The 5645-nt window shown below is 44.4% G+C and carries 4 protein-coding genes; 1 reads left to right on the top strand and 3 read right to left on the bottom strand.

Annotated elements, in window-relative coordinates; genetic code table 11:
* Nucleotides 1-187: 187 nt before the first annotated feature.
* The gene (locus F6J99_RS41180) at nt 188-781 is read right to left on the bottom strand and encodes a hypothetical protein (RefSeq protein ID WP_293122205.1); all 594 of its coding nucleotides are present in this window, start codon (nt 779-781) and stop codon (nt 188-190) included.
* The gene (locus F6J99_RS41175) at nt 738-1376 is read right to left on the bottom strand and encodes a phycobiliprotein lyase (RefSeq protein ID WP_293122207.1); all 639 of its coding nucleotides are present in this window, start codon (nt 1374-1376) and stop codon (nt 738-740) included. Before F6J99_RS41175 ends, F6J99_RS41180 begins: the two co-directional genes overlap by 44 nt.
* 515 nt (nt 1377-1891) lie before the next feature.
* Between F6J99_RS41175 and F6J99_RS41170 the strand changes: the two genes are divergently transcribed.
* A complete protein-coding gene (locus F6J99_RS41170) occupies nt 1892-2059 on the top strand; it encodes an NblA/ycf18 family protein (protein WP_008183188.1) in 168 nt (55 codons plus the stop codon).
* Nucleotides 2060-2707: 648 nt separating this feature from the next.
* On the opposite strand, the gene F6J99_RS41165 is transcribed toward F6J99_RS41170, so the two are convergent.
* Nucleotides 2708-5518, bottom strand: a complete 2811-nt coding sequence (locus F6J99_RS41165) for a hypothetical protein (protein WP_293122202.1) — start codon at nt 5516-5518, stop codon at nt 2708-2710.
* Nucleotides 5519-5645: the final 127 nt, after the last annotated feature.

Here is a 5645-nt window from a genome sequence, read left to right as displayed (position 1 = left end):
TCCTTCTTCTTGCTTTTGTGATTAATCTGTGTGATTACTCTGAGTCTTCCCCTTTAACTTAATCACCTTAATCACTAATAGATTATTAATTTTGATTAATTAAAACGTTAATCAAAGTAATAATTTTTAATATTTCTTAAAATAGCCCGAAATAATTAGACCAAAGAATTAGACCATAGCCTATCGCTCAAGTGCATCCATACCCCATCCAAAAAGACAATGAATTAGTCTGGGATGGACACTCAGGCCAATCCCGTAAGTAAGTTTCCAGATCTAACTGCCAGCGTGGCGGTTTTAATCCCAGACCCAAACAGAGATGGGAAATGACCTCAAAAAAACGCTGATCGTGACCAGGGGCACCTAAATGAGCATGGGCATATTCATGGACGACAATACTCAACCAATCAGACCGTGCAATGCGTCCGACATCAATTAATATCACCGCCGGAGTGGCTAAGATGTTGCAAAAGCCATCAATACCAAACTTTTCCCCTAAAGGGGTTGCCAAAATCCGCATTGGGCGGCATAGGGAATCATGATAGCAGCTATGACAGGCGTCTAAGCAAGTCTGGAGTTCTCCATTAATGGCATCAATGTGATTGCCAATCCAGGTATAAATGCGATCGCTTTCTCTACCATTATCAGTAATCTCTACCATACTTGGGTCTAAAGCCAGCTGACCCACAGCATTGAGATACTGATAGCCCCGGATTAACGGATCATCGCTGATGGTGGAATCACCAGCCCAAGATTGAATAATACTCTTCCGGTGCCAAGACATTTTGTTGTTGTTGAGATGTCACGCCAATACTAGCCCCAGTATTAGCGCCAGCACTAGCCCCATTATCTAGATTAGAGTCAATCCGGGTTTCGATACAAAATGATGCGCTGCTAAATCCACCAAAACGTTTCACTATACTTGTACGCATCCGCCGAGATGGAGTGATAAACGAGAAACGCTCATGAGCACTCATGGTTTCATATTCAGTAATCAGCACTAGCCCATCTTGAGCATCCATCTGATAAATACCAGCCACTGGCATGGTTTCAGCGTAACCTTTTTCCCGCAATAACTTCCCCTGTCTAGGAGAGTCGGCATCTGGAACCAGCACCATCACCGTCGAGTCTTTGTGACCGTCATCACTCTGATCCCAAGCCATTGTGCCCTGCCAACTGACCAAAGCTCCACCTGCTGCCAAACTCGGGTTAATCTTATGAAGCTCACACAGCTCAATAACTTTGGGATGATCAGCCTCTAAGGTGGCTACATTGATGTCCAACTCTCCCTTCTCTGCTTGTCGGAAGGCTAGGTGGTGGGTTGTGCGTTGCGATCGCCAGTTGCCAGCACTGAGCTGGAAAAATTCCATGGCATCAATAATTGGATCCATAGTATGGTATTTGGTTTACCTAGTTTTTGTTCAAATTTTACTTAAACTTTAATTTTTGCATATTCCTGAGATTTTGCCAAACCAGCCATCCATGGCCAATCCATCAGGATTTCCGATGCTACGCTACATATACTGATGCTCAACGGGATTGTACCACTATATAGGTGGGTTTATAGGTGGGTTTAGCCTCTGCTTCGGCGTAATATGATCTCCGAATAATTACTCTTAATCGAAATCACCCTATCACACCGTTACACCATCAATTTTCTTTATTATCGGTATTCAATCGGACTTGATCTAAGTCTGTCAGACATACAAGCACAAGGACAAATCATCGCTTTCCGGATTTTTGTTACAGTTTGTATCTTTGATTACTTATTGCTTGACAGAATCGACGTTATTCTATAGGTGTGTTAGATTGATTAACAACGGCCAAAAAAAAGAGCAGTCGGAACATTCGTCCGCCTGCCCTAATCAACGTATGTAAGCTTAGGAGTAAACCTATGGAAACGCCTGGAAAGCTAAGTTTGGAGCAACAGTTCCAGATGAAAATCTACCAAGACCAAGTCAAGCTCTTGAGCCAGGAGGAGGCTCAGTCCTATCTCTTGGAAGTTTTGCGTCAAATGATGGTTAAAGAGAACCTATTCCGCCATCTACTCAAAAACGCTTAACTCTTAATTAGCTGCGAAGGTTTCACTTTGCTTGACTTGTTTTAAGGGGTGCCTCAGTCGTACCTAAAGTGGAATAATCTACACCAGCATGGGAACGCCTATAATCTAAACCTTCGCTGCTGATCCCAAACTGCTAATAGCAATCGTAGCTTCAGCCTTTGCTGGCCTACTACTAGATAATAATAGTATATTTTATAAATTTCAACTTACGTAAAAACACTGAGATACTCAGGGAATTCGATAGTTAGGAAATTAGGTAGTCAAGGAATGCTTATCAGGAACCCTTGGCTGTTAATGACTTGAATTTACAATCTTGAATTTAGACTAGGAACTAGCTTGCATAGTGCTCACTTTAAGCTTCCTCCGAATTCTAGCACACATGATAGGATTAGGGGTGCTCGGTTTTTGCGTTACTTGCGATTATCCTGCCTTTCAGGTCAATCAGGACTTAGGCAAAATCGAACAAGCAACCCACTGAGCTACCAAAAACCTAGATGTAGGGTCGGCAGTGGCTCAGAGCGATTCATCAACCTGGCCATAGGGTGGCTAGACACTGCCCACCAAAGGATTAATCACAGCAGTACACAGACCGATGCATCAAGCTGGCCAAGGGCCCTTGCTAAGCACTGCCCACCTTAAAATTAATCACTAAGATCGATTACTAATTCTCCTAAGATCCTCGCAAGAAGGGGATTTAAGGGAAGAATTAGCCCAGGTATCGGGGGTGGTAGGGAAAGCGGTGAGAATAACGGTACCATCAGGGCCAATCAGCCAACCCTGAGCTTCCACAATCCGCCGCTTTGGACGCTTGGGAACCGACTCCTCCCTAGCAGCGGGAGTTAGTTGACTCTGATAATTTGTTGTGGCCGAGTTATCTAAGGTTACCCAATCTGCTATGACGGTCTGGCGGATGATCGGATCAAGGGGACTCGGAGGCAAGCCACCCCGTCCAGTAATAATGAATTCATCCCCTTTGGAATCATCCGATGCCACTTTGACATTGTCAGCACAGCTAGCAGCAATCAGTGTAGAGGCGTCAACTACAGTAGTTGGGAGTTCTACTAAACCTTGAGATGGATTAAAATCAAGGATGTTGATTTTTATGTTACCGTCTACACCACGCTCAGAACTGGCGGTGATATCACTCAAGTTGGTTGGTTGATCGGGGAAGTTGAAGCCAAAGATGCCTTGAGCGGTAAGTGTAATATTACCACCCTTGCCATTAAAAGCATTAGCAGTAATGTCGCTATCTTCTTCCAGGAAGGCAACAATTAAATCAGCAGTAATGGTGATATTGCCACCATCTCCCCCTCGCTTTTCGGTACCGGCGCTGGTGGTGATTTGACTACCGCTGCGCAATTTTAATAAATCCTGTAGGGTGAGAGTAATATTGCCACCATCTCCGCTAGCGGTTTGAGCAGAGATATTACTATTGTTTTCTACGGATATGGAGTCAGCATTAATTATTATTGTTCCAGCATCGCGAGTGCTGTTACCTTCAGTATTGCTACCAATACCTGATTGGTTTTCCAGCACTAAAGATTTAGCATGAATTGTTATTTGTCCAGCATTGCCAGTACTGTTATCTGTAGTGTTGGTACTAATACCACTGTTTCCTGTGAACTCAACTGAGTCAGCAGTAATTGTTATTTTTCCACCATTGCCACTGCTATTGCCTCTAGTCTCGCTGCCAAGACCACTTTCATTTTCAAACAATACAGAACCAGCTGTGATTTTGATCTCTCCAGCATTACCCTGAGCTCTAATATCACTATCAGGATCACTGCTGTTGGTAAAAATTTCACTATTACCGCTGAGGAATAGGGAGTCAGTAACGGTGATAGTGATGTCTCCACCCTTAAGCAATCCGTTAGTATCAGCATCAATAGCGCTGTTTCTGGTTAGTGAAATCCTATCAGCGGTAATAGTGATGTCTCCAGCCTCACCACCTTCCTCACCATCAACATTGGCACCAATTCCACTTTGGTTGTCAAGGGAAAGAGAGCTAACGTTGATAGTAATTGCTCCACCATTCCCGGTACTTCCTTTTTTAGCTATGCTACCAAAACCACTGTTATTAGCAATCGAAAGGGAGTCAGCTGTGATCGAGATTCCTCCAGCATTGCCTTTACCTTCGGTATCGCTACCGAAACCACTACTATTTTCGATCACGATAGAACCAGCGTTGATGATAACTTGCCCAGCATTCCCTTCTATAGTTTTTCCAGCATTATCCTGACACGAAGGCTCAGCTAAACAAGCATTGCTACTGATACCAGCATTTCTGATCAGAGATATAGAGTCAGCGGTAACCTCTACTTGGCCAGCATTTCCCTTACCGTCTGTCCTACTACCAATCCCCGCATTTTCTAGGGTAAGGGTACCGGTTTGAACGATAACGTCTCCAGCATCTCCATTATCCCCAGAGGTAAAGGTATTGATTCCAGCACTTTTGAGGGATATGGATTCACCACTGATCACGGTGATCGGTGGTGCCTTTACGCTACGTTTATTAGTTCTATTGATTCCGAAACTTTCCAATGCGATCGCACCAGCCGCAGTAATGGTGACTGCTCCTCCACCAGTATCAATTTCCCCATTCATCAATTCCACATCACCACTACCGGAGTTATCACTATCCGCTTCCAGGAATAGATTGAGCAAACCACTGCTGGCTTTGATATCAACATTTTTGAGACTAATATCATTGGCCGCTTGCAAACTTAGAGTGACTTCCCCTTCTGTAGTTTTGGTAATCCCAAAGCCATCTGCAGTGATATTTCCTTCCTGATTGCCTGTGCTGCCAGTAGTGATAGTGACATTGCTGCCACCATTGAGTTGAGCTTCAAACAAGCCCACTTGATCCCCTAATACCGTTACTTTGCCTCCAGTTTCTCCTGGAGAGAAATTGGCAGCGTTTAGGTTCCCAGAGATAATCACGGTTCCTGGAGCAACTGGCACTTGGGTACCAGAATCGGTAAGTATTACCTGAGCGTCACTGGCAACTGTTACGCCGGTGTCATGGTCCAAACTGCTCAAAAATTCTGTGACAGAGGCCGGATCTGATGGTGTTAATGGCACCGTTGGGGTCGATAGTGTCAAAATCTGTCCAGCTTGCCCCAACTGCACTAAGGTTTCACGAGGAACCGCTAATATATTAATCTCACCCCCTGGTGCTAGGATATCCCCAGTGCTAATCACACTCCCACCGACTAAGGTGACATTCTGTCCCTGTCCCACAGCTAAATTGCCAGCATTTACGATCGGCTGAGGCGGATTTTGGCCATACTGCAATCCAGGAGTAATGTTAATGGTTAAAAGGGGCGGCTCTTCGGGATTGGTAGCACTAAACTCGTTGCCATTGCCAAAAACTATACTATTAGCGGTACTTCCGACAAAGGAACCAGCTACATCTAATTGGGAATTGGCTCCGAAAACAATACCATTAGGATTGAGCAAAAACAGAAAAACATCAAGCGAGAGTTAGCCACTTAATTTATTGAGTGGAAAGCGAGCGTGCCGGGATTTATCCCGGCGTTCGCGTTCTAAGGGATTCGTTTTGTTCTTGCTAATATTTCCAGAAACT

Origin of the sequence: Moorena sp. SIO4G3, assembly GCF_010692305.1 — a bacterium.
In the GTDB taxonomy this organism is placed as follows: domain Bacteria; phylum Cyanobacteriota; class Cyanobacteriia; order Cyanobacteriales; family Coleofasciculaceae; genus Moorena; species Moorena producens_A.
Note: the sequence above shows the minus strand (reverse complement) of the source record. Positions and strands in the feature narration are given on the sequence as shown.

Coding starts and splice junctions, on each gene's coding strand:
- F6J99_RS41180 (WP_293122205.1), bottom strand. CDS start 781: ATGTCTTGGCACCGGAAGAGTATTATTCAATCTTGGGCTGGTGATTCC.
- F6J99_RS41170 (WP_008183188.1), top strand. CDS start 1,892: ATGGAAACGCCTGGAAAGCTAAGTTTGGAGCAACAGTTCCAGATGAAA.